Annotated in this window: 1 protein-coding gene; it reads right to left on the bottom strand. The window is 69.0% G+C overall.

Translation table 11 applies throughout. From position 1 onward, the window contains the following. Nucleotides 1-1,697: SDR family NAD(P)-dependent oxidoreductase (locus AB0B02_RS31855; protein WP_357306813.1), on the bottom strand; the 1,697-nt coding region annotated here is incomplete at its 3' end. Nucleotides 1,698-1,717 lie beyond the last annotated feature (20 nt).

Raw genomic sequence — 1,717 nt, 5'->3', positions numbered from 1 at the left:
TCAGTCAGGAACCCACCCTCCCGGACATAACTGGTCCCCGACCCCGCCGGATCCGGGTCATCTGACGACCCCACATCCCAACCCCGATCCACGGGAAACCCACCCACCGCGTCAACACCCTCGACCAGCAACCGCCAGAACCCGTCCGGGTCACCCACCCCACCCGGATACCGACACCCCATCCCCACAATCGCCACCGGCTCATCAACACCCGCACCGACCACCACCGGCGTAAGAACATCGGACTGCTCACCAAGCAGTTCCGTCAACACGAACCCGGCCAACACCACCGGTGTCGGATAGTCGAAGACCAGCGTGGCCGGCAGCGACAACCCAGTCGCGGCAGCCAACCGGTTACGCAGTTCCACTGCAGTCAACGAGTCGAAACCGAGCTCACGGAACGCGCTGCCCGGATCAACCGCCGCGGGGCCGGCATGGCCGAGCACAACCGCGGCCTGTGCCCGCACCAACTCCAGAACCGCCCGCTGGCGTTCCTCGACCCCCATAGTGGCCAGCCTGGTGGCCAGATCCACCGGCGCGTCAGCGGTGGACGCGGCCCTGCGAGCGGAGCCGCCGGCCAATGTCCGCCACAACGGTGGCACGCCACCGGCCCCGGTACGACGCAGCGCAGGCAGGTCCACCCGCATCGGCACCAGCTGCGGCTGGTCAGTACGTACTGCCGTGTCGAACAGCGCCAAGCCCTGCTCGGAGGAGAGGGGAAGGATGCCGGCGCGTCGCATCCGGTCCAGGTCGACCTCGTCGAGATGCCCGGTCATCGCTGACTGCTGGGCCCACAGCCCCCACGCCAACGACTGCCCGACCAGACCCGCGGCCTGCCGCCGCAGCGCCAAGGCATCCAGGACCGCGTTCGCCGCGGCATAGTTACCCTGCCCCGGTGACCCGAGCGTGGCCGCCGCCGACGAATACACCACGAACAACCCGAGATCCGCATCCCGGGTCAGCTCATGCAACCACCATGCCGCATCCGCCTTGGCCCGCAGCACGGTCTCCAGCCGCTGCGGCGTCAACGCCTCAATCACCCCGTCGTCGAGGACTGCGGCGGTGTGCACCACCCCGACCACCGGATGCTCGACCGGCACCCCCGCCAACACCTCAGCCAGAGCGTTCCGGTCAGCGACATCACACGCCGCCACCCGCACCCGTGCGCCCAACCCGGTCAGCTCACCGACCAACTCCGCCGCCCCGGCCGCAGCCGGGCCGCGCCGGGACAACAGCAACAGGTGCCTGACTCCGTGCGTGGTGACCAGATGCCGGGCCACCAACCCACCCAACACCCCGGTCCCACCAGTGATCACCACCGTGCCACCCGCGTCCAGACCGGCCGGTAGCCGCAGCACCACCTTGCCCACATGACGGGCCGCCTGCAGATAACGCAAGGCCTGCACCGCGTGAGTCGCCGCGAACACGTTCACCGGCAGCGGCTGCAGGACCTCCGCAGCGAACATGTCCAGGATCTCGGCCAGCATCTGGCCGATCCGGTCAGCGCCGGCCTCGGACAGGTCAAACGCCTGATACACCACCCCGGTGTGATCCGCGACGACCCGGGCCGGGTCCCGCACATCGGTCTTACCCATCTCCACGAACCGGCCACCACGAGGCAACAGGTCCAGCGACGCGTCCACGAACTCCCCGGCCAAGGCGTTGAGCACCACATCCACCCCCTCCCCACCGGTCACGGCCAGGAAGCTGCGACGGA

The sequence above is a fragment of the Micromonospora sp. NPDC049240 genome (assembly GCF_040647835.1).
Lineage (GTDB): Bacteria > Actinomycetota > Actinomycetes > Mycobacteriales > Micromonosporaceae > Micromonospora.
Note: the sequence above shows the minus strand (reverse complement) of the source record. Positions and strands in the feature narration are given on the sequence as shown.